The following is a 22,630-nucleotide window of genomic DNA, read 5'->3' on the forward strand; positions in this document are numbered from 1 at the left end:
CCATGCCGTTTTTCTGGAACCGCAACGCCCGCCGCCTGCGCCTGCTGCTGATCCTGTTGACGCTGAGCCTGCTGCCCGCGTTCGCCTGGGCGCAGGCCAAGCCGGCGCCGGCCGCCACGCCGACCGCGCAGGCCCCGCAGAACGCCGCGCCCACCCTGCCCTCGCTGCCGGAGGTCAACGTCGGCAAGATCGGCGCGCAGCCGGTGAGCCTGCCGCTGCAGACCCTGCTGTTGATGACGGCCATCACCCTGCTGCCGTCGCTGCTGCTGGTGCTGACCGCCTTCACCCGCATCACCATCGTGCTCGGCCTGCTGCGGCAGGCGCTGGGCACCGGGCAGACGCCGTCCAACCAGGTGCTGATGGGCCTGGCGCTGTTCCTGACCGCGCTGGTGATGATGCCGGTGTGGGAAAAGGCCTGGGGCCAGGGCATGAGCCCGTATCTCAACGGCCAGATCGATTTCCAGACGGCGTGGACGCTGACCACGCAGCCGCTGCGCGCGTTCATGCTGGCGCAGGTGCGCGAGACCGATCTGATGACCTTCGCCGGCATGGCCGGCAACGGCACCTACAGCGGCCCGGATGCGGTGCCGTTCCAGGTGCTGGTGGCCTCGTTCGTCACCAGCGAGCTGAAGACGGCGTTCGAGATCGGCTTTCTGATCTTCATCCCGTTCGTGATCATCGATCTGGTGGTAGCCAGCGTGCTGATGTCGATGGGCATGATGATGATGTCGCCGATGCTGATCTCGGCGCCGTTCAAGATTCTGCTGTTCGTGCTGGTCGATGGCTGGGTGCTGACGGTCGGCACGCTGGCTGCCAGTTTCAACGGGGTCTGAGGCCATGAGTCCGGAACTGGCGCTGACGGAGTTGCGTGGCGGGTTGATCACGGTGTTGTGGGTGGCGGGGCCGTTGTTGCTGGCGATGTTGGCGGTGGGTGTGGTGATCGGTGTGTTCCAGGCGGCGACGCAGCTCAATGAGCCGACCATTGCGTTCATCGCGAAGGTGGTGGCGTTGACGGCGATGTTGTTCGCGACGGGAAGTATGTTACTGGCGCATCTGGTGGAGTACACGACGATGTTGTTTCAGCGTATTCCGCATTTGATTGGGTAGCGGGGATGGCTGCGTCTGCCGCTACGCTTTCCAGCGTTTTGATGTCCTTCGTTGTTGGACAGAATCAGCAACGGCTTGCGCATTACTGCGAGCCGTTTGAAAAACAAAAGCTTTCGCCTGGCGGCGAGTCACTTTTCTTTGCTTGTGCAAAGAAAAGTAACCAAAAGAAAGCACACCCCGCCTTCGCGCCCGCTGCGCGGGTCCGCTCCGCTAGCGGGATTTTCGGCCGGGGCATCCTGCCCCGGCCGAAAACGGCGCACATCCCTGTGCGCCGCCCCCCTGCGGGGGGTTTTGCCCGCCAGCTCCGCCGCTGCGGAGGGGACCCGGTGGAGCAAGAACAAAACAACAGCAACGGCAACAGCAACCGCAAAAGCGGCAGCTGCGGCTATCGCAGCTTTGGCTTTGGCGTCGTTGCCAGTCGTGCGGTGTCCTTGGTTGGTCAGGGGCCGGCCGGGGTGCCATTGATGGTGGTGGGGCGTTGGCTTCGCGCTGGCGCCACCGGGCGTTCTTTTGTTGCGGTTAACGGGGTCTCGGGCTGATGGATGCCGCCACGCAAATGGTCGTCGATGGGTCGCGGGCGTTCGCGATGATCGGGGCGGTGCTGTGGACGATGCTGCGGATCGGGGCGATGTTGACGGTGATGCCGATGGTCGGGAGCAAGGCGGTGCCGGGGCGGGTGCGGGTGATCCTGGCCGGGACGCTGGCGATTGCGCTGGCGCCGATCCTGCCGCCGGTGCCGGACTGGGACGGGTTCAATGCCGCGGTGGTGCTCAGCGTGGCACGGGAGCTGGCGGTGGGGGCCAGCATGGGCTTCATGCTGCGGATGATCTTCGAGGCCGGGGCGATGGCCGGGGAACTGGTCTCGCAGAGCACCGGCCTGGGCTTCGCGCAGATGGCCGATCCGCTGCGCGGGGTCAACTCGCCGGTGATCGGCCAGTGGTTCTACCTGGCCTTCGGCATGATGTTCTTCACCGCCAACGGGCATCTGGCGGTGGTGTCGCTGCTGGTGGACAGCTACAAGGCGCTGCCGATCGGCACCGCGCTGCCCGATGCGCAGGCCATGGCCTCGGTCGCGCCTAACTTCTTCATGAGCATCATGCGCGGGGCGGTGACCCTGGCGCTGCCGGTCATGGTGGCGATGATGGCGGTGAACCTGGCCTTCGGCGCGCTGGCCAAGGCGGCGCCGTCGCTGAACCCGATCCAGCTCGGCCTGCCGGTGGCGGTGGTGCTGGGCCTGGCGCTGCTGGCGGTGCTGGTCGGTGAGATGGGGGCGCCGGTGCAGCGGCTGTTCGATGCCGCCTTCAATGCCGCGCGCGCGCTGACCGCCTAGCCGGCGCTCAAGCTGCGCCGCGACGCGGCCGATACCGACGGCAGGCTACCGTTGGCGGGCCAGGATGGGCGGCGGCAGCGCCGACCGTCCCGGATCCCGTCGATCGCCGCGGTCCGTCCTTCCTTCCATCGCTCGTCGTACGCCATGCCCTATCGCCTGCCAGCGCCCGCTCGTGCCTGCCATCGCCGTGTCCCACGGCGGTGCAGCGGCGGCTGAGCGCGCATGCGCACGGTCATGGGTCGATGCCTGTGGGGGCCGCTGTGGCTGCTGCTGTCGGCACTGACCTGCACCGGGGCGACACAGGCCCAGGTGATCCCGTTGCGGCACTATGCGCAGGAACAAGGCCTGCTCGGCCTGGCCGGCACCTGTCTGCTGCAGCGTCGCGACGGCAGCCTGCTGGTCTGCAGCGAAAGCGGCCTGTATGCCTTCGACGGCGACCAGTTCCAGCAAGTGAAGCTGCAGGGCCACGGCGGCCATTACATCTCCGATGCCGCCGAGGACGCCCAGCGGCGGCTGTGGGTGGCCACCTTCGATGCGATCTACGTGGACGATGGCTCGCCGGCCGGCTGGATGCCGCTGGAGCACGGCAGCCTGCCCTCGCATCGCCCGCTCAACCGCCCGCGCCTGGCCGCGCCGGCCTGGGGCACGGTGGTGCTGGACGACCACCGCCTGCTGCGCGCGGTGCGCAAGGCCGATGCGAAGGGATGGGAACTGCAACCCCTGTTCGATGCGGCGACGCTGGCGCGGCAACCGGAACTGGCCGACATCCACGACCTGTTCGTCGTCGACGACACACTGTGGCTGGGCTGCGCCAAGGCCTTGTGCCGGATCGATGCCGACGGTCGCGCCACCCGCTACGACCAGGCCCAGGGCCTGCCCCCCGAATTCTGGCGCAATGCGGTGCGCGACCGCGACGGGAACCTGTGGGTCGTCGGCAGTCGCAAGGTGATGCGGCTGCAGGCCGGCGCGACGCGCTTCCAGGAGCAGACACCCCCCGGGCTGGACGGACCGGCCCTGGTGACCTCGCGCACGCCGATCCTGCTGGACCCGCAGCACCGCGTGCTGGTGCGGACCAACCAGGGCCTGGCGCGTTGGGAACAGGGACGCTGGCGCAGTTTCGACCGTCGCAACGGCCTGCCCGATGGCAGCATCGTCGCCATGCACTTCGACCAGGCCGGCGACCTGTGGCTGAGCATGGATGGCGAAGGCGTGCTGCGCTGGAACGGCTACGGCTGGATCGAGAACTGGGATGTGTCGCAGGGCATCAGTCGGGCGCCGACCTGGAGCATCCAGCGCACCCAGCGCGGCGACCTGCTGGTCGGTAACGAGGGCGGCGTCGACCGCCTGCGCGAGGATGGCCGCTTCCAGCGCTGGCCCAGCGACCACGGCACGCAGATGATCGGCCTGCAACGCGCCGCGGACGGCACGCTGTGGAGCATCGGCTCGGTCGGCGCGCTGCGCCGATACGACGCGCAGGGCCGGCTGCTGCGCGCCTACCCGCCGCTGGACGGCATCGCCAAACAGCTGTTCGTGGATGCGAGCGGCCGGGTGTGGATCCTCAGCAACCGCGGGGTGTATCTGCTGGCGGCGGCCGACGCCGACGCGGTGCCGCAGAAGGTGCAGGCGCTGCCCGGTGGCGAGTATTCGGACATCCAGCAGCGTGGCGACGGCAGCGTGCTGGCGGTGGGTATGACCGGCGTGTTCCGACTGCGTGGCGAGACCTGGACGCCGATCCGGCTGGTCGTGGATGGTGCGCCGGCGCAACCCGTGCTCAGCAAGCTGCTGGTCCTGGACGATGACCAGGCCTGGGCCAGCCTGTATGGACCCGGGGCCTGGCAAGGGCGGCTCGACGGCGACACCCTGTACCTGCAGCCGGCCGATGCGCAGTTGAGCGGCATGCAGCTGTACAGCCTGCGCCGCACCCGCAACGGGTGGATCTGGATCAGCCACAACCAGGGCGTGGACGTCTACGACGGCCGCGCCTGGTCGCGGCTGACGCAGGCGCAGGGGCTGCTCTGGAACGACATGTCCGAATCGGCCTTCCTGGAAGACCACGACGGCTCGGTATGGCTGGGCAGCAGCCGTGGCGTCACCCATCTGCTGGATCCGGCGCGGCTGTTCCCGGCGCAGGCGCCAAGGCTGGCGCTCAAGGAGTTCAGCCGTGCCGGCGCCGCCATCGCCGCGGGCGCGCGCCTGCGCTGGAGCGAAGATCCGCTGCATATCGCGGTCGGCTCGCCGGACCTGTACGACGAGCGCAACCGCATCAGCTTCCGCTATCGCTTCGAGGGCGCACACACCCGCTGGCTGCACACGCCCAACTTCGAGTTCGAGCAACCGCCGCTGGCGCCGGGCCACTACGTGCTGGAGGTGCAGTTGCTGGACGCCTACCGGCGCAGCGCCTCGGCGCCGCTGCGGGTGGCGTTCTCGGTGGCGCCGGTGTGGTGGCGCAGCCAGCCGATGATCGCGCTGTACCTGGTGCTCGGCGGCGGCCTGGCGGTGGCCCTGCTGCACTGGCGCGAACGCCGCCTGCACCAGCGCCAGCGCGAACTGGCCGAACTGGTGGCGCTGCGCACCGAGGAGCTGGAACACGACAAGCGCGAACTGGAGATCGCCCGCGCCGCACTGGCGGTGAAGGCCTCGCACGACGCCCTCACCGGCCTGCTCAACCGCGCCGGCATCCTCGAGGCGCTGGCGGCGCAGATGCGCCGCAGCGACGCCGAGCAGACCCCGCTGGCAGTGGCGATGATCGACCTCGACCACTTCAAGCGGATCAACGACGAACACGGCCACCTGGTGGGCGACGCGGTGCTGATCGAGGTGGCGCGGCGCCTGGGCGCCAACCTGCGCGACGCCGACATGGTCGGCCGCTACGGCGGCGAGGAACTGCTGGCGGTGCTGCCGGGCTTGCCGCCGAGCTGCGGCGAGCGGCTGCAGGCCCTGCGCGCCACCATCGCCGGGCAGCCGCTGCGCATCGGCGAGCGGCAGTTGGCGATCACCGCCTCGATCGGCGTGGCCTGGTATCGACCGGGCGAACCGCTGCAGCACCTGCTGGCGCGCGCCGACGCGGCGCTGTACCAGGCCAAGCGGCTGGGCCGCGACCGGGTCGAGCTGCAACTCGCCTAGCCGCCGCCGCGGCCGAGAGGCGCGGCGGCAGCGCCCGGAATCCGGGCCAGGGACCGGCACGGTCCTTGCAATGCGCAGGGTCGATCCTGGCCGAGCGCACCCCCGATGTCCGAGAGCGAAGAAGGCGCAGAGCGCACAGAACAGCCAACAGACAAACGTCTGCGCGAAGCCCGCGAACAGGGCAACATCCCGCATTCGCGCGAACTGGCGACCGCCGCGGTGTTCAGCGCCGGCGTCTTCGCCCTCATGGGCCTGTCCACCTCCATGGCCGCCGGGGCGGTGGCCTGGCTGAAACAGGCGCTGCGCCCGGACCTGTCGCTGCGCGAGCATCCGCAGGCGATGTTCGGCCATTTCGGCGACTTGCTGCTGAACCTGCTCTGGGTGGTGCTGCCGCTGGTCGGCATCTGCCTGGCGGCCAGCTTCGCCGCGCCGGTGCTGATGGGCACCCTGCGCTTCTCCGGCCAGGCGCTGATGCCCAAGTTCGACCGGCTCAACCCGATGAACGGGCTGAGCCGCATGTACGGCGCCGAGACCATCGTCGAACTGCTCAAGTCGATCCTGCGCATGGGCTTCGTCGGCGGCGCCGCGATGCTGTGCCTGTGGGGCAGCACCGACTTCCTGCGCGGCCTGCTGCTGCAGCCGCTGGAGCAGGCCATCGGCCACGGCCTGGGCTTCACCCTGCGGCTGCTGCTGTACACCGCCGGCGCGCTGGCGCTGCTGGCGGCGATCGACGCGCCCTATCAGAAGTGGAATTACATCCGCAAACTGAAGATGACCCGCGAGGAAGTGCGCCGGGAAATGAAGGAAAACGACGGCAGCCCCGAGGTGAAGGGCCGCATCCGCCAGATGCAGATGCAGATGTCGCAGCGGCGGATGATGGAAGCCGTGCCCAAGGCCGACGTGGTGGTGGTCAACCCCACCCACTATGCGGTGGCGCTGAAGTACGAGAGCGGGCGCATGCGCGCCCCCACCGTGGTCGCCAAGGGCGTGGACGAGATCGCCTTCCGCATCCGCGAGGTCGGCGAGCAGCACCGCGTGGCGGTGATCTCGGCGCCGCCTTTGGCACGCGCCTTGTATAGGGAAGGCCAACTCGGCAAGGAAATTCCCGTGAGACTGTATTCCGCGGTGGCGCAGGTCCTCTCGTACGTCTACACGCTGCGCGCCTGGCGCAGCGGGCCGATGCCGCCGTTGCCGCCGCTGGAAGTGGATGAATTCGCCCCGGGGAGCCAGCCATGAGTCAGCCTGCCGCGCAGATGAACACGCGCAAAGTCATGGACATGATCAAGCACGGGCTCGGCGCCCCGGTGATCGTGTTGCTGATGCTGGCGATGGTGGTGGTGCCGCTGGCCGCACCGGTGCTGGACGCCCTGTTCACCTTCAACATCGCCATCTCGCTGATGGTGCTGCTGGCCGTGGTGTACGTGAAGCGGCCGCTGGAGTTCAGCATCTTCCCGATCGTGCTGCTGATGACCACGATGCTGCGCCTGGCGCTGAACGTGGCCTCCACCCGCGTCATCCTGATCAATGGCCAGGGCGGCCACGGCGCCGCCGGCAAGGTGATCGAGGCCTTCGGCGAATTCGTGATCGGCGGCAACTATGCGGTCGGCATCGTGGTGTTCGCGATCCTGACCATCATCAACTTCGTGGTCATCACCAAGGGCGCCGGGCGCGTGTCGGAAGTGACCGCACGCTTCATCCTCGACGCCATGCCCGGCAAGCAGATGGCGATCGACGCCGACCTCAACGCCGGCCTGCTGACCCGCGAGGAAGCCAAGGCCCGCCGCGAGGAAGTGCGCGAGGAAGCGGACTTCTACGGCTCGATGGACGGCGCCAGCAAGTTCATCCGCGGCGACGCCATCGCCGGCATCCTCATTCTGTTCATCAACCTGATCGGCGGCATGGCGGTCGGCGTGCTGCAGCACGGCATGCCGGTGGCGCAGGCCGCCTCCACCTACACCCTGCTGTCGATCGGCGACGGCCTGGTCGCGCAGCTGCCGGCGCTGCTGGTGTCCTCGGCGGTGGCGATGCTGGTCACCCGCGCCTCGCGCTCGCAGGACATGGGCGCCTCGATGATGGGCCAGGTGTTCGGCCAGCATAAGGCGCTGGCGGTGGCCGCGGCGATCCTGGGCCTGGTCGGCCTGATCCCGGGCATGCCCAACGTCGCTTTCTTGACGCTGGCGCTGATCCTGGGCCTGCTGGCCTGGAAGATGTGGAAGCGCAGCCTGCTGCCGCCGCCGGCCGCGGCCGAGGCGGCGCCGCAGGCCGCGGCCGCCGCTCAGGCCAATGCCGAACTGGGCTGGGACGAACTGCGCCCGATCGACCCGCTGGGCCTGGAGGTCGGCTACCGGCTGATCCCGCTGGTGGACAAGACCCAGGGCGGCGAGTTGATGGCGCGGATCAAGGGCGTGCGCCGCAAGCTGACCCAGGACATCGGTTTCCTGGTGCCGCCGGTGCACATCCGCGACAACCTGGAACTGCCGGCCAACGCCTACCGCCTGCTGGTGCACGGCGTGCCGGTGGCCACCGCCGACATCCACCCGGACCGCGAGCTGGCGCTGGACCCGGGCGGCGCGCTCGGCAAGATCGACGGCATTCCCGGCAAGGACCCGGCGTTCGGCCTGGATGCGATCTGGATCCAGCCGCACCTGCGCGCCCAGGCCGAGACCATGGGCTATACCGTGGTCGACCCGGCCACGGTGATCGCCACCCACCTCTCGCACCTGATCCGCGAGCACGCCCCGGAACTGCTCGGCCACGAGGAAGTGCAGCAGTTGCTGGCGACCCTGGCCAAGAGCGCGCCCAAGCTGGTCGAGGACCTCACCCCCAAGGCGCTGCCGCTGTCGGTGGTGGTGCGGGTGCTGCAGAACCTGCTCATCGAGAAGATCCCGGTGCGGCAGCTGCGCAAGATCGTCGAGGCCCTGGTCGAGCACGCCCCGCAGAGTCAGGAACCCGGCGCGCTCACCGCCGCCGTGCGCAACGCCCTGGGCCGGTTCATCGTCCAGGAAATCGCCGGCATGGCCCCGGAACTGCCGGTGTTCACCCTGGCCCCGCAATTGGAACGCGTCTTGCAGGACTCTACCCAGGGCAATGGCGCGGCGCTGGAACCCGGACTGGCCGAACGCTTGCACCAAAGTCTGGCGGACTGCGTGAGCAAGCAAGAGGCGCGCAACGAACCGGCGGTGGTGCTGGTGCCGGCGCAGGTCCGCGCCGCCCTCGCCCGCCTGGTCCGCCACAGCGTCCCCGCGCTGTCGGTCCTGTCCTACAGCGAAGTGCCGGAGGACAAGCGGCTGAAGCTGGTGGGCACGATCAGTTGAGATGACGGGAAACGGGAACAGGGAATGGGGAATCGCACCCTTGCCCCGGCAGCGGAGAGAGCAATGAACACGATCACGAAAAACCGGACACGACACCGCGGCCCGCCACGTATCGGCACCGATCACGCATCCATTCCCCATTCCCCACTCCCCATTCCCGGCTCCCACCCATGAAGATCAAACGCTTTGTCGCCCCCGACATGCGCACCGCCTTCCGGATGGTGCGCGACGAGCACGGGCCGGATGCGGTGATCCTGTCCAACCGGCGCACCGACGAGGGCATCGAGATCGTGGCCGCCAGCAACTACGACGAGGCCCTGGTGCAGCGGGCGCTGGATGCGGTGCGCCCGGACGAGGCGCCGCGCGCCGCCGCGGCGAGCCAGGCGCCGGCCGCTGCGGCCCCGCGTGCCGCACGCGGCGACGCCGCCGCCAGCCCGGCGATGGCGATGATGGCCGCGATCAGCGAGCGCCGCGGCGGTGCCGCGCCGGCCGCCCCGGCCGCTTCCCCGGCACGGCCGCTGACCCAGCCGGCAGCGCTGGCCGCCTCGGCGATGCCCGCCGCGGCCGCCCCGGCTGCCGCCGCACGCCAGGCCGCCCCGGCCAAGGCCGCAGCGCCGGTCACCGGCCGCGCCGAGTTCAGCATCCCCGAGGACGTGTTCCGCAACGCCCCGATCAGCGTGCCCATGCCCAGTCCGTTCGCCGCCGCCGCCGCGGCGCCGGCCGCCGAGGCCGTGCCGGCCTGGCGCGACGACGTGCCCGCGGTGGCGCTGACCCCGGTGGCGAGCCCGGCCCCGGCCGCGCCCGTCGCGACCGCCGATGCGCCGGCCGCTGCCGGGATCCCGGCGGCCGCGGCGCTGGCGGCGGTGCCGACCTTCCCCGCCCCGCAGAACGACGAACAATTGACGCAGCTGCGCGACGAACTGTCGCTGATGCGGCAGATGATCGAGCGCGAGATGAACCGCCTCACCGACGAGCGCCTGCGCGGCTCGCCGGTCCGCGCCCAGGCGCTGGAGCTGATGGACGACTACGGCTTCGACAGCGGCATCACCCGCGACGTGGTCATGCAGATCCCCGCCGACCTGGAGCTGCACCGCGGCCGCGGGCTGATGCTGGGCCTGCTGTCCAAGCGCCTGCCGATCGCCGCGCTGGACCCGCTCGAGGAAGGCGGCGTGATCGCCCTGATCGGCCCGACCGGCGCCGGCAAGACCACCACCATCGCCAAGCTGGCCTCGCGCTTCCTGGAGCGCCATGCCGCCCGCGACGTGGCCCTGGTCACCACCGACACCATCCGCGTCGGCGGCCGCGAACAGCTGCACAGCTACGGCCGCCAGCTCGGCATCGCCGTGCACGAGGCCGACAGCGACGCCGCGCTGCAGCAGCTGCTGGAGCGCCTGGCCGACTACAAGCTGGTACTGATCGACACCGCCGGCATGGGCCAGCGCGACCGCGCCCTGGCCGCCCAGCTGCACTGGCTGCGCGCCTCGCGGGTGGTCCGATCCTTGCTGGTCCTCCCCGCCAACGCCCATTTCTCCGACCTGGACGAGGTGGTGCGCCGGTTCGCCGGCGCCGACCCACAGGGGGTCATCCTGACCAAGTTGGACGAGACCGGGCGGTTCGGCAGTGCCTTGTCGGTGGTCGTGGACCACCGCCTCCCCATCACCTGGGTGACCGATGGACAGCGCGTGCCGGACGACCTGCACCGCGCCAACGCCGCCAGCCTGGTATTGCGCCTTGAAGATTTGCGGCGCGCTGCCGATAAGCCCTGTACTCCGGAGCAGACCCATGCCGTCGCGTGACTACGTCAATCTGACCAATGCCTTCCCCCTGTCGGCGACGCGCAGCGAACCGCTGGGTCCGGTGCGCACCATCGCCGTGACCGGCGGCAAGGGCGGCGTGGGCAAGACCAACATCTCGGTCAACCTGTCCATGGCGCTGGCCGACATGGGCAAGCGCACCCTGCTGCTGGACGCCGACCTGGGCCTGGCCAACGTCGACGTGTTGCTCGGGCTGACCCCCAAGTTCACCGTGGCCGACCTGGTCGCCGGGCGCTGCACCCTGGAAGAGGTGCTGATCGACATGCCCAACGGGCTGATGGTGGTGCCCGCCGCCTCCGGCCGCCGCTACATGGCCGAGCTGCCGCCGGCCCAGCACGTCGGCCTGGTCAACGTGTTCTCCGAGCTGCAGCGCGAGCTGGACGTGATGATCGTCGACACCGCCGCCGGCATCACCGACAGCGTGCTGACCTTCTGCCAGGCCGCGCAGGACGCGGTGGTGGTGGTCTGCGACGAGCCGGCCTCGATCACCGACGCCTACGCCCTGATCAAGGTCCTCTCGCGCGAGCGCGGCGTGGACCGGGTGCAGATCGTCGCCAACATGGTCCGCGACCTCAACGAAGGCCGCCTGCTGTACGACAAGCTCAGCCGGGTCTGCGAGAAGTTCCTCGGCGACGTGTCGCTGAACTACCTGGGCTGCGTGCCGCAGGACGACTGGCTGCGCCTGTCGGTGCAGCGCCAGCAGCCGGTGGTCAAGGCCTACCCGTCCAGCCCGTCGGCGCAGGCGATCTCCGAGATCGCCCGGCGCACCGCACGCTGGCAGGCGCCGACCGCCCCGCGCGGCAACGTCGAGTTCTTCGTCGAACGCATCATCCAGCGCGGGGTGGCCGCATGAACGCCGCCGCCCACTACCGCGCCGTCCAGCGCAACAGCGCCAACGACTACATCACCCAGCACTCGGACCTGGTCCGGCGCATCGCCCACCACCTGGCCGCGCGGCTGCCGGCAAGCGTCGAGATCGACGACCTGATCCAGGCCGGCATGATCGGCCTGATCGAGGCCTCGCGCAGCTACGACGCCGAACAGGGCGCCTCGTTCGAAACCTACGCCTCGATCCGCATCCGCGGCGCGATGATCGACGAGATCCGCCGCGGCGACTGGGTGCCGCGCTCGGTGCACCGCCGCGCCCGCGACGCCGCCTCGGCGATCCGCAAGATCGAACAGAGCACCGGCCGCGCCGCCGCCGCCAACGAAGTGGCCGCGGCGATGGACATGCCGCTTCCCGAATACCTGCGTTTGATGGAAGATGCCGCCCGCGGCCAGGTGCTGAGCCTGGAGTCGCGCATCGAGGACCATGGCGAGCTGGATACCATCGCCAAGGGCGGACCCAATCCGCAGCAGATGCTCGAGCGCAGCGAATTCGGCCGCGAGCTGGGCAAGGCCATCGCGCAGTTGCCCGAACGCGAGCAGTTGGTGCTGTCGCTGTACTACGAGCAGGAATTGAACCTCAAGGAAATCGGCGCGGTGCTCGGGGTCAGCGAGTCGCGCGTGTGTCAGATCCATGGCCAGGCCACGGTACGGTTGCGCGGACGCCTGAAGGCGTTCGAGGTCGCCGATGCCGGTCTGGAAGACGAAGAATAGGAACCCTTAGGAGTCAGTGGTGAACAAGAACATGCGGATTTTGATCGTGGACGATTTCTCGACGATGCGACGCATCGTCAAGAATCTGCTCGGCGATCTGGGCTTCACCAACACCGCCGAGGCCGAAGACGGCAACAGCGCCCTGGCCGCGCTGCGCTCGGCGCCGTTCGAGTTCGTGGTCACCGACTGGAACATGCCGGGCATGACCGGCATCGATCTGCTGCGCAACATCCGCGCCGACGACAAGCTCAAGCACCTGCCGGTGCTGATGGTCACCGCCGAGGCCAAGCGCGAGCAGATCATCGAGGCCGCGCAGTGCGGCGTGAACGGCTACATCATCAAGCCGTTCACCGCGCAGACGCTGCAGGAGAAGCTGGGCAAGATCTTCGAACGCCTGGGAGCGACCGCCTAAATGGAAGCCACCGCCGAACGTACCGCCCTGATCGAACGCCTGCAAGGCGCGCTGGACGCGCTGGAGAACGGCGACGAGGCCGGCTGGCGCAGGGAGATCGACACCCTCGCCGCCTGGCGCACGCGGCCGATGATGCAGGGCCTGAGCCGGCTCGCGCGCGATCTGGGGCAGGCGCTCGGCGAACTGCCGGTGGTGCCCAGCGAGGCCGGCGAGCTGGACGACGCCTGCTCGCGCCTGGACCACGTGGTGGAGATGACCGAACAGGCCAGCCACCGCACCCTGGACCTGGCCGAGGAATGCCGTGCGCTGGCCGACCAGCTCGCCGCCGGCGGCCTCAGCGGCGACCAGAGCGAGATCCTCGACAAGATCCGCCACAACCTCACCGAAATGGCCCTGGCGCAGAGCTTCCAGGATCTGACCGGGCAGATCATCCGTCGCGTCGCCGGCATCGTGCGCCGCGTGCACGAAGGCTTCGGCGCGCTGGGTCTGCCGCCGAAGGAAGAAAACAAGAAGGCCGACGGCAGCCTGGCCGGCCCGGCCCTGCCCGGCCTGGACCGCCACGGCGTATCGCAGCACGACGCCGACGACCTGCTGTCCGGATTGGGACTGTAATGCCATGAGCGCCGTACCCGACGACATCGCTGCCGACTTCATCATCGAGGCCCAGGAGATCCTGGACCGGCTCGGCGAGCAGCTGGTGTCGCTGGAGCAGGCGCCCGAGGACAGCGGCCAGCTCAACGCCGTGTTCCGCGGCTTCCACACGCTCAAGGGCGGTGCCGGCTTCCTGGCGATCAACGCCATGGTCGAGCTGTGCCACGCCGCGGAGGAAACCCTGGGCATGGCCCGTGCCGGCCAGGCCACCCTGCAGGCGCGGCACTTCGACGCCGCGCAGCAGTCGCTGGACTACCTGCAGTCGATGCTCGATGCCTTCGGCAGCGGCCAGGAGCCGCCGCGCGCGCCGCCGGAGCTGATCGCGCAGTTCGACGCGCACGGCGACGACGCACCGGCGCCGGCACCCGCGAAGAGCGCCGCGCCCGCGCCCGCCGCCGTCCCGGCCACCGCCGCGGCCGCGGGAGACCTGATCAGCGACGACGAATTCGAAGCGCTGCTGGACCAGTTGCACGGCGATGCGCCGCCGACGGCCACGCCGCAGGCGCTGCAGCCGGCGCCGCGCGCGCCCAGCGCCGCGCCCAAGGCCGCGGCCGCCCCGGCCAAGGCCGCCGAGCCCGAACACACCGTGCGCGTGGACACCAAGCGCCTGGACGCGATCGTCAACCTGATCGGCGAACTGGTGCTCTCGCGCAACCGCCTCAAGACCCTGCGCGTGCGCCTGCGCGACGAGGAGCTGGACCGCGCGGTCAGCAGCCTGGACATCGCCACCGCGCGCCTGCAGTCGGCGGTGATGCGCACGCGCATGCAGCCGGTGGGCAAGGTGTTCTCGCGCTTCCCCAAGGTGGCGCGCGACGTCGCCCGCTCGCTCAACAAGGAAGTGGAGCTGGAACTGATCGGCGCCGACACCGAGCTCGATCGCAACCTGGTCGAGGCGCTGGCCGATCCGCTGGTGCACCTGGTGCGCAACGCGATCGACCACGGCATCGAAGCCCCGGCGCTGCGCGAAGCCACCGGCAAGCCGCGCGGCGGCCACGTGCGCCTGTCGGCGCAGCAGGAAGGCGACTACGTCAGCATCGAGGTGCAGGACGACGGCGCCGGCATCGACCCGGAACGGCTGCGCGCCAAGGCCCGCGAGAAGGGCCTGATCGACCCCGAGGCCGCCGCCCGCCTGACCACCGAGGAATGCCTGCACCTGGTGTTCCTGCCCGGCTTCTCGACCAAATCCGAAGTCACCGACATCTCCGGCCGCGGCGTCGGCATGGACGTGGTGCAGTCGCGCATCCGCGAACTCAGCGGGCAGATCCAGATCCAGTCGGAACTGGGCCGCGGCAGCCGCTTCCTGATCCGTGTGCCGCTGACCCTGGCGATCCTGCCGACCCTGCTGGTGCAGGCCGGCGATACCGTCTACGCGCTGCCGCTGGCGCGCGTGGTGGAAGTGCTGCACGCCCCGCGCCGCTCGCTGGGCTGGTTCGACGGCCGCGCCGTGCTCGACCGGCAGTCGCACACCCTGCCGCTGGTGGACCTGCGCCAGTGGCTCAACATCGACGCCCCGCAACTGCCGCTGCTCACCGTGGTGGTGCTGCAGGCCGGCGAATCGCGCATGGGCCTGGTCGTGGACCAGGTCCGCGGCCGCGAGGAAGTGGTGATCAAGCCGCTGCCGCGCTCGCTGCGCGGCCTGCCCGGCTACGCCGGCGCCACCCTCATCGGCGATGGCCGCCTGGCGCTGATCCTGGATGTGGATGGCTTGAAGGCTTGAGGGCCGGGATTGGGGAATGGGGAATGGGGAATCGCAGGAGCGGGTTCCCTGGCGCTTCGTTTTCCCCTGATTCCGCCGTAGAAGCGGCTTCAGCCGCGACGCGGTGAGGCTGGGATTCGGGAATCGCAACAGCAGCTCCCGTGTACCTCACCCCCAATGTGGGAGCGGCTTCAGCCGCGACGCGATAGAGCCGGGATGAGCGGTTGGCGTGCGCGCGCTTTTGCGATTCCCGAATCGCCATTCCCGAATCCCGGCTTCATCGATTCCCCATTCCCCATTCCCCATTCCCGGCCGCCAACCCATCAAGTCCCCCGCCCCCTGGCCGATACCTCCTGCATGGACAAGCTCAGTCTCATCGGCCTGCTGTTGGCGATTCTGTCGCTCATCGGCGGCAGCATCCTCAAGGGCGCCGGCATTTCGGCGCTGTGGTCGCCGGCTGCGTTCGTGATCGTGATCGTCGGCACCGTCGCCGCGATCCTGGTGCATACCCCGCCGTCCGTGTTCCGCCGTGCGTTCCAGATCGCCAAGTGGATCCTGTGGCCGCCGCCGAGCGATCGCCAGGCGTTGCTCAAGCAGATCGTGGAATGGAGCAACATCGCGCGCCGCCAGGGCCTGCTCGGGCTGGAGAACCAGGTGCCGCAGCAGCAGGATCCGTTCGTGCGCAAGGGCCTGCAGATGCTGGTGGACGGCGTGGAGCCGGAAGCGATCCGGCACATGCTGGAGATCGACCTGGAAGGCCAGGAACATTGCGACCTGGCCGCGGCCAAGGTGTTCGAGGGCATGGGCATCTACGCGCCCACCCTGGGCATCATCGGCGCGGTGCTGGGCCTGATCGCGGTGATGAAGAACCTGGCCGACCCGAGCAAGCTCGGCCACGGCATCGCCGCCGCGTTCACCGCCACCATCTACGGCATCGCCTCGGCCAACCTGCTGTTCCTGCCGATGGCCGCCAAGCTCAAGAGCGTGATCAAGCACAGCTGCGGCGAGCGCGAAATGATCATCGAAGGGTTGATCGCCATCGCCCAGGGCGAGAACCCGCGCAACATCGAATCGAAACTGGCCGGATTCTTGCATTGAGTTCCGAATGGCCCGCAAGCACTCCCACGACGAGCACGCCAACCACGAGGCATGGGCCATCCCCTATGCCGACCTGATGACGTTGCTGCTCGCCTTCTTCGTGGTGATGTACGCGCTGTCCACGATCAACGAAGCCAAGTACCGGGTCATGGCAGACGCGATGAGCGCCGCGTTCGGCGGCACCCCGACGACCCTGCGTCCGGTGCAGGTCGGCGACCACGCGCTGCAGGGCCAGGGCGGCGAGCGGCCGACCCCGATCAAGTCCAGCCCGGCGCTGACCCTGCCCGATCCCAACCGCCTGCCCTCGGGCAACGCGCAGCGCGGCGACGACCTGCGCGACGCGCAGCAGCTGCGACGCGCGCAGCGCCAGCTCGACAGCATCGCCGATCGCCTCGGCGCCGCGCTGGCGCCGCTGATCCAGAAGAAGCTGATCACCGTGCGCCGCGCCGGGCTGTGGATCGAAGTGGAGATCAACAGCGACATCCTGTTCGGCTCCGGCTCGGCCGCGCTCGACCAAAGCGCGCGCGCCACCCTGTCCGAACTGGCGCAGGTGCTGTCCGGCGTGCCCAACGGGGTGCGCGTGGAGGGCTACACCGACAACACCCCCATCGCCACCGCGCAGTTCCCCTCGAACTGGGAACTGTCGGCGGCGCGCGCGGCCAGCGTGGTCCACCTGTTCGCCGACCAGGGCCTGCAGCCCTCGCGGCTGTCGATGATCGGCTACGGCCAGTTCCGCCCGCGCGCCAGCAACGACACGCCGGCCGGCCGCAACGCCAACCGCCGCGTGGTGCTGGTGATCCTGGCCGACTCCGGCGACAGCGGCGATGCGACGCCGTCGGCCTCCGATCGTTTGAGCGCCGGCGCCGCGCCGGCCACCCCGACACCCCCCGCCGCGGCGGCCCCCGGCAACGCCGGCGGCCCCCGCGCAGTACCTGCCATTGAAGGAGTCAACTGATGCGCATCTGGGCGATCGCCAACCAGAAAGGTGGCGTGGGCAAGACCACCACCACGCTGGCCCTGGGCCGTGGGCTGGCCATGCTCGGGCACCGCGTGCTGATGCTCGATCTCGATCCGCACGCCTCGCTGACCCGGGCCTTCGACGTGCCGCAGGAACCGCAGCCGCCGGGCGTGCTCGACCTGTTCGCGACCCCGCCGGGCGAACTCGCCGCGCTGGCCCGCGACACCGCGGTCGAGCGTCTGAGCTTCGTCTGCGGGCAGACCGCGCTGGCCACGCTGGAACGGCGCAGCGCCAACCAGCCCGGCCTGGGCCTGGCGCTGCAGCAGGCCATGGCCCGCCACGCCGGCCAGCACGACTACATCCTGCTCGACTGCCCGCCGACCCTGGGTCTGCTGATGATCAACGCGCTGGCGGCGGCCGACCGCGTGATCATCCCGACCCAGGCCGAGCCGCTGGCCCTGCACGGCCTGGCCAGCATGGTCCGCACCGTGGACATGGTCGAGCGCTCGCGGCGCCGGCCGCTGCCCGCCTCGATCCTGCCGACCCTGTTCGACAAGCGCACCCGCGCCGGCAACGAGACCCTGCGGCAGATGCAGGACAGCTACGGCGAGCGGGTGTGGGAAGACGCCATCCCGGTCGACACCAAGATCTGCAACGTCAAGGCGCTGACGGTGGCCGGCGTGCCGGGCGACTACCCGGGCCGCGGCCTGGCCGCCTACCGCCGCGCGCTGGAATGGCTGATCGCCAGCGACGCCACGCCGATGGAGCAAGCCGCATGAGCACCCCCGGGATCATCGACGATTATCTGGAAGGCCTGCTCCACGACGTGATCGCCGAGGAGCAGAAGGCCGTGCCGCCGAGCCCCGCGCCGGTCGCGGTCGCCGACGTGCAAGCGGACGCCGCGACGACGGCGCCCGCCCCGGCCGCAACCGGACCGACCCCGGAGCAGATCGCTGCCGCGGTCCTGGCCGAAGCCGACTCCGATCCGGCCCTGGCCGGCATCATGTCGCAGCAGGCGCTGGCGCCCGCACCGGCCGGTCCGACGCCCGAACAGATCGCCGCCGCGGTCCTGGCCGAAGCCGACTCCGATCCGGCCCTGGCCGGCATCATGTCGCAGCAGGCGCTGGCGCCCGCGCCGGCCGTTCCGACGCCCGAACAGATCGCCGCCGCGGTCCTGGCCGAAGCCGATTCCGATCCGGCCCTGGCCGGCATCATGTCGCAGCAGGCGCTGGCGCCCGCGCCGGCCGGTCCGACGCCCGAACAGATCGCCGCCGCGGTCCTGGCCGAAGCCGATTCCGATCCGGCCCTGGCCGGCATCATGTCGCAGCAGGCGCTCGCACCTGCGCCGGCCGGTCCGACGCCCGAACAGATCGCCGCCGCGGTCCTGGCCGAAGCCGATTCCGATCCGGCCCTGGCCGGCATCATGTCGCAGCAGGCGCTCGCACCTGCGCCGGCCGGCCCGACGCCCGAGCAAATCGCTGCCGCGGTGCTGGCCGAAGCCGATTCCGATCCGGCCCTGGCCGGCATCATGTCGCAAGCAGCACCGGCGCCCGCCGCGCTGACGCCGGCCCAGCAGGCCGAGCGCCAGGCCGACCTGGACGCGGTCGCGGCGATGGAGCGGCAGCGTGCCGCCGTGCCGCGCGATCTGGCCGCCGAAGACGATGCCGCTGCCGCGCGCGCGGTCAAGCGTCCGCCGATGGCGGTGCCGCCGGAACGCCGCGCCGAAGCCAGCCGCGCCCAGGCCGCCGGCGCGAAGCTGCCGCCGAACCTGCAGGCCTTCATGGCACCGGCCGTGCCGCATGGCTCGGCCATCGCCCCCGAACGCCTGGCCGAGCGCCGCACCCGCTGGCTGCGCCTGCGCTGCGGCGAGCAGGCCTACGCCCTGGAACTGCTGAAGGTGCAGGAAGTGGTGCTGCCGGTGCCGCTGCTGGCGCTGCGCGGCACGCCGCCGGCCATGCTCGGCATCATGAACCTGCGCGGCCAGGTGGTGCCGGTGCTCGACCTCGGCGTGCACCTGGGCGCGGCGCCGATCGAGATGGACATGCAGACCCGGGTGGTGGTGCTGGAAGAGAATGGCGAGACCCTGGGCCTGCGCGTGTCCGCGGTGGAAGACGTGGCCAGCCTCAGCGACCAGCAGATCGAGCCGCCGGATAACGCCCGCATCTGCCGCATTTCCAACCATCTGTTCCGCGGCGTGGCGCGGCTGGCGCAGCAGCCGATGATCCTGCTCGACGCCGAGCAACTGCTGCACTGACCCGGGCCGGCGGGCGGCAACTGGGAACGGTGCCGCACTTTCCAACCGCCGCTAAAGCTTTTCAGGCCACGGCCGTTATCTGCCATAGAACCATTGGTGCGGAGCAATGATGAGCACAGTCCCCCTTGGCGAAGATCTCGGTATCGAGACCAGCGCCGACCTGAAACAACGCCTGACCGCGTTCCTTGCGTCGGACGACGTGCTGCGGCTGGACGCCGGCGAAGTCCGCCGCATCCATACCGCATCCGTACAGGTGCTGTGCGCATTCGTCGATGCCCGTCGCAAGGACGGCAAGCGCACCGAATTCGAGGCCTGCAACGCCACCTTTCGCGACGCGGCACGCCTGCTAGGGGTCAGCGAATCGCTGGGCCTTCCTGCAACCCCTGACAATCTGAAATCTGTGGAGAACGCGGCATGAGCGCACGTATCTTGGTAGTGGACGATTCGGCGTCGATGCGCCAGATGGTCTCCTTCGCCCTCACCTCGGCCGGCTTTGCCGTCGAAGAAGCCGAAGACGGCGCGGTCGCGCTGGGCCGCGCCAAGGGCCAGCGCTTCAACGCGGTGGTCACCGACGTCAACATGCCGAACATGGACGGCATCACCCTGATCCGCGAACTGCGGCAGCTGCCGGACTACAAGTTCACCCCGATGCTGATGCTGACCACCGAGTCGGCGGCGGAGAAGAAGTCCGAGGGCAAGGCGGCCGGTGCGACCGGCTGGCTGGTCAAGCCGTTCAATCCCGAACAGCTGATCGCCACCGTCCAGAAAGTCCTGGGCTGATCCCTTCCCTCCTTTTCCGGATTCCCGCCCCATGAGCATGGACCTGCAACGTTTCCACGCCACCTTCTTCGAGGAAAGCCGCGAAGGGCTGGACGCGATGGAAGCCGGATTGCTGTCGCTGGAAGAAGGCAATCGCGACCCCGAGACCATCAACTCGGTGTTCCGCGCCGCGCACTCGATCAAGGGCGGCGCCGCCACCTTCGGTTTCGAGGCGATGGCCGGCCTCACCCACGTGCTGGAGACGCTGCTCGACGAGCTGCGCGCCGGCAAGCGCGAAGTCGAAGCGCACGCGATCGACGCCATCCTCGGCTCGGTGGACGTGCTGCGCGCCCTGCTGCGCGAAGCCGAACACGGCGTCCCGGCCGATCCGGCCGCGGTCAAGGCCGTGCACGAGCGCCTGCAGCACGCGTTGAACGGCGGCCCGGCCGCGCCCACCGTCGCCACCCCGGCGGCGAACCAGCCGGCCGAGCCGGAAGCCTGGCAGATCGGCTTCACTCCGGCGCCGTCGCTGTTCATGAGCGGCAACGACCCGCTGCGCATCATCCGCGAACTCGAACACCTCGGTCCGCTGCAGGTCGCCTGCCGCAGCACGCGCCTGCCCGGCTTCGCCGAACTCGATCCGCTCGAGGCCTACCTGGCCTGGGACCTGGGCCTGGTCGGCAAGATCCCGCGCAGCGCGATCGAAGACACCTTCGCCTGGGTCATCGACGATTGCGAACTGGAGATCCGTCCGGTGCCTCCGCCGAGCCTGGCCACCGCGCCGGCGCCGGTGCTGACCGCGCCGCCGACCGCCGCCACCGCGGCGCCGGCCGCTGCCGTGGCCGCGAATGCGCCGGCGGGCAATGCCGCGGCCGCGCACGAAGCGGAAAGCTCGATCCGCGTCAGCGTCGACAAGGTCGACGCGCTGATCAACCTGGTCGGCGAACTGGTCATCACCCAGGCCATGCTCAAGCAGGTCTCCACCGGCCTGGACCAGGCCGTGGCCGAGCGCCTGTTCGCCGGCCTGGACCTGCTCGAACGCAACACCCGCGACCTGCAGGAAGCGGTGATCGGCGTGCGCATGCTGCCGGTGGACGCGGTGTTCCGCCGCTTCCCGCGCCTGGTCCGCGACCTCTCCACCCGCCTCGGCAAGCAGGTGCGCCTGCGCACGATCGGCGAGGGCACCGAGCTGGACAAGGGCCTGATCGAGAAGATCGCCGATCCGCTGGTGCACCTGGTACGCAACTCGATCGACCACGGCCTGGAACTGCCGGAGGCGCGCCGCGCCGCCGGCAAGGACGAGACCGGCACCATCACCCTGGCGGCCTCGCACCAGGGCGGCCACATCGTCATCGAAGTCAGCGACGACGGCGCCGGCCTCAACCGCAACCGCATCCTGGCCAAGGCCGCCGAACGCGGCATCGCCGTGCCGGACAACCCGAGCGATGCGCAGGTCTGGGACCTGATCTTCGCCCCGGGCTTCTCCACCGCCGACGCGGTCACCGATCTGTCCGGCCGTGGCGTCGGCATGGACGTGGTCCGCCGCAACATCCAGGGCCTGGGCGGCGAAGTGCAGCTGGAAAGCGAATCCGGCCGTGGCACCCGCGTGCTGATCCGCCTGCCGCTGACCCTGGCGATCCTCGACGGCATGACCGTGGCGGTGTCGGGCGAAACCCTGATCCTGCCGCTGGCCTACGTCATCGAGGCGCTGCAGCCCAAGGCCGACGACATCCGCACCATGGCCGGCGAAGGCCGCGTGCTGCGGGTCCGTGGCGAGTACCTGCCGATCCTCTCGCTCAGCGACTCCTACGGCTTCGGCCGCATCGAGCAGAGCGAAGAACCGCTGGTGGTCGTGGTCGAGGCCGACGGGCAGAAGCTGGCGCTGGAAGTGGACGAACTGATCGGCCAGCAGCAGGTGGTGGTCAAGAACATCGAGAACAACTACCGGCGCATCAGCGGCATCTCCGGCGCCACCATCCTCGGCGACGGCCGCGTCGCCCTGATCGTGGACATCGGTGGCCTGGTCCGCTCGCTGCGGGTGCAGCAGGCGGCCTGACCGCCCCGTCCTCCGGCGTCACACCACACATGAGCCCCGGCAGCGATGCCGGGGCTTTTTGTTTGCGGTGCGCGCTGCAGATCGGCGTCTCTGCGTACATCGCCGCCAAAAACGGGGCGACGCGCGCTGCACGCAGATGCCTCCAAGCGGCCCGCCATCCGACCTGCACACTGCAACGCGGCCCTAAAGAAAACGCCATGATTGCCGATGCACATTGAGCGCACAGTTTTTGTCTACATGTGCGTGCCGGTCACACCTGGGGAGGTGGAACCGGCGCTTCAGGGGAGCGATCGGAGGAGCTGCCGGTCGCTGAAGCCGTGCCGCAGCAACGGGGAAAACGGGTCGTGTGTCGTGTTTGCGTGGCTTGAGCGCAAGTTTTCGCATGCCTCTCGCCTGTTTTACGCACTTCATCACAGATGAAACCAGCATTACGACCGGTTTTCCCTGGTACCGACCACG

General features: G+C 69.7%; 20 protein-coding genes. All 20 read left to right on the plus strand.

The genetic code is table 11. The features are described 5' to 3' along the window. Positions 1 to 2: 2 nt before the first annotated feature. The 20 genes from fliP (at position 3) to RAB70_RS14235 (ending at position 22,171) form a co-directional block, all read left to right on the plus strand. On the plus strand, positions 3 to 833 hold the full coding sequence (fliP, locus tag RAB70_RS14140; RefSeq protein WP_148830046.1) for a flagellar type III secretion system pore protein FliP: 831 nt from the start codon (positions 3 to 5) through the stop codon (positions 831 to 833). A 4-nt stretch (positions 834 to 837) separates the two neighbouring features. Continuing rightward, on the plus strand, positions 838 to 1,107 hold the full coding sequence (locus RAB70_RS14145; protein WP_010343869.1) for a flagellar biosynthetic protein FliQ: 270 nt from the start codon (positions 838 to 840) through the stop codon (positions 1,105 to 1,107). 41 nt (positions 1,108 to 1,148) lie between these two features. Next, a complete protein-coding gene (locus RAB70_RS14150; protein ID WP_265529089.1) occupies positions 1,149 to 1,646 on the plus strand; it encodes a hypothetical protein in 498 nt (165 codons plus the stop codon). Then, complete coding sequence (gene fliR, locus RAB70_RS14155; protein WP_017909008.1) at positions 1,646 to 2,437, plus strand: flagellar biosynthetic protein FliR; 792 nt, start codon at positions 1,646 to 1,648, stop codon at positions 2,435 to 2,437. The genes RAB70_RS14150 and fliR overlap by 1 nt, the downstream gene beginning before the upstream one ends. A 234-nt stretch (positions 2,438 to 2,671) precedes the next feature. Beyond that, on the plus strand, positions 2,672 to 5,560 hold the full coding sequence (locus RAB70_RS14160) for a diguanylate cyclase (protein ID WP_148830006.1): 2,889 nt from the start codon (positions 2,672 to 2,674) through the stop codon (positions 5,558 to 5,560). Between the two features lie 105 nt (positions 5,561 to 5,665). Next, on the plus strand, positions 5,666 to 6,796 hold the full coding sequence (gene flhB, locus RAB70_RS14165; protein WP_017909010.1) for a flagellar biosynthesis protein FlhB: 1,131 nt from the start codon (positions 5,666 to 5,668) through the stop codon (positions 6,794 to 6,796). A 17-nt stretch (positions 6,797 to 6,813) separates the two neighbouring features. Continuing rightward, the gene (gene flhA, locus RAB70_RS14170) at positions 6,814 to 8,874 is read left to right on the plus strand and encodes a flagellar biosynthesis protein FlhA (protein ID WP_026143395.1); all 2,061 of its coding nucleotides are present in this window, start codon (positions 6,814 to 6,816) and stop codon (positions 8,872 to 8,874) included. A gap of 170 nt (positions 8,875 to 9,044) precedes the next feature. Beyond that, positions 9,045 to 10,670 (plus strand): flagellar biosynthesis protein FlhF, encoded by a 1,626-nt coding sequence (gene flhF, locus RAB70_RS14175; protein ID WP_265529098.1) that lies wholly within the window; start codon positions 9,045 to 9,047, stop codon positions 10,668 to 10,670. Then, positions 10,657 to 11,541 carry a P-loop NTPase gene (locus tag RAB70_RS14180; protein WP_010341540.1) on the plus strand — a complete coding sequence of 295 codons (885 nt, stop codon included), beginning with the start codon at positions 10,657 to 10,659 and terminating at the stop codon, positions 11,539 to 11,541. Before flhF ends, RAB70_RS14180 begins: the two co-directional genes overlap by 14 nt. Further along, positions 11,538 to 12,287: an RNA polymerase sigma factor FliA gene (locus RAB70_RS14185; protein WP_010341541.1), complete on the plus strand. Its 750-nt coding sequence runs from the start codon at positions 11,538 to 11,540 to the stop codon at positions 12,285 to 12,287. Before RAB70_RS14180 ends, RAB70_RS14185 begins: the two co-directional genes overlap by 4 nt. Before the next feature lie 19 nt (positions 12,288 to 12,306). Continuing rightward, entirely contained in the window at positions 12,307 to 12,699 is a 393-nt protein-coding gene (cheY, locus tag RAB70_RS14190; protein ID WP_010341542.1) for a chemotaxis response regulator CheY, read from the plus strand. Further along, on the plus strand, positions 12,700 to 13,311 hold the full coding sequence (locus RAB70_RS14195) for a protein phosphatase CheZ (protein WP_010341543.1): 612 nt from the start codon (positions 12,700 to 12,702) through the stop codon (positions 13,309 to 13,311). Positions 13,312 to 13,315: 4 nt separating this feature from the next. Continuing rightward, complete coding sequence (locus RAB70_RS14200) at positions 13,316 to 15,067, plus strand: chemotaxis protein CheA (RefSeq protein WP_043091957.1); 1,752 nt, start codon at positions 13,316 to 13,318, stop codon at positions 15,065 to 15,067. A 336-nt stretch (positions 15,068 to 15,403) separates the two neighbouring features. Next, entirely contained in the window at positions 15,404 to 16,144 is a 741-nt protein-coding gene (locus tag RAB70_RS14205; RefSeq protein ID WP_010341770.1) for a flagellar motor protein, read from the plus strand. Positions 16,145 to 16,151: 7 nt separating this feature from the next. Further along, positions 16,152 to 17,099 (plus strand): flagellar motor protein MotD, encoded by a 948-nt coding sequence (gene motD / locus RAB70_RS14210; RefSeq protein WP_017917636.1) that lies wholly within the window; start codon positions 16,152 to 16,154, stop codon positions 17,097 to 17,099. After that, entirely contained in the window at positions 17,099 to 17,881 is a 783-nt protein-coding gene (locus RAB70_RS14215; RefSeq protein ID WP_017910758.1) for a ParA family protein, read from the plus strand. Before motD ends, RAB70_RS14215 begins: the two co-directional genes overlap by 1 nt. Then, complete coding sequence (locus tag RAB70_RS14220; protein ID WP_148827700.1) at positions 17,878 to 19,356, plus strand: chemotaxis protein CheW; 1,479 nt, start codon at positions 17,878 to 17,880, stop codon at positions 19,354 to 19,356. The genes RAB70_RS14215 and RAB70_RS14220 overlap by 4 nt, the downstream gene beginning before the upstream one ends. A 109-nt stretch (positions 19,357 to 19,465) precedes the next feature. Continuing rightward, on the plus strand, positions 19,466 to 19,774 hold the full coding sequence (locus tag RAB70_RS14225; RefSeq protein WP_010341777.1) for a lipid asymmetry maintenance protein MlaB: 309 nt from the start codon (positions 19,466 to 19,468) through the stop codon (positions 19,772 to 19,774). After that, on the plus strand, positions 19,771 to 20,136 hold the full coding sequence (locus RAB70_RS14230) for a response regulator (protein ID WP_010341778.1): 366 nt from the start codon (positions 19,771 to 19,773) through the stop codon (positions 20,134 to 20,136). Before RAB70_RS14225 ends, RAB70_RS14230 begins: the two co-directional genes overlap by 4 nt. Positions 20,137 to 20,167: 31 nt before the next feature. Beyond that, positions 20,168 to 22,171, plus strand: coding sequence for a chemotaxis protein CheA (locus RAB70_RS14235; RefSeq protein ID WP_148827701.1), 2,004 nt, complete (start codon positions 20,168 to 20,170; stop codon positions 22,169 to 22,171). The last annotated feature ends 459 nt before the right edge of the window (positions 22,172 to 22,630 follow it).

This window comes from Xanthomonas sontii (assembly GCF_040529055.1).
Lineage (GTDB): Bacteria > Pseudomonadota > Gammaproteobacteria > Xanthomonadales > Xanthomonadaceae > Xanthomonas_A > Xanthomonas_A sontii.